This is a genomic window from Prochlorococcus marinus, assembly GCF_001180245.1.
GTDB classification, from domain to species: domain Bacteria; phylum Cyanobacteriota; class Cyanobacteriia; order PCC-6307; family Cyanobiaceae; genus Prochlorococcus_A; species Prochlorococcus_A marinus_F.
This window is the reverse complement of record NZ_CVSV01000088.1, coordinates 1-256: the sequence shown is the minus strand read 5'-3', so window position 1 is coordinate 256 and position 256 is coordinate 1. Positions and strand designations below refer to the sequence as shown.

Below are 256 nucleotides of genomic sequence, written 5' to 3'. Positions count from 1 at the left end.
TCTCTTCTGGCTTCACTAATCTTTTTCCCATAATTATCTTTCGCATCACGTGCCAGAGATTCACTAAGCACTCTTACTAAAGGGCCATTACCTGATAAGAAAACGGTATGTTCTTCATTAAATTGGTCATTTTTTCTTCTATTACTGGCGAGATTTAACCCAGCTAAAGTTTTCCCAGCTCCTGGAACTCCAGTTAAAAGAAATATTGATTTATATCCATTCTTTTTTGATTCATCAATAGCATTATTAAGCGTAA

At 34.8% G+C, this 256-nt stretch carries 1 protein-coding gene; it reads right to left on the bottom strand.

The features are described 5' to 3' along the window. On the bottom strand, window positions 1-256 hold a 256-nt coding region (locus AMO19_RS03410; RefSeq protein WP_146255925.1), incomplete at both ends, for a DNA/RNA helicase domain-containing protein.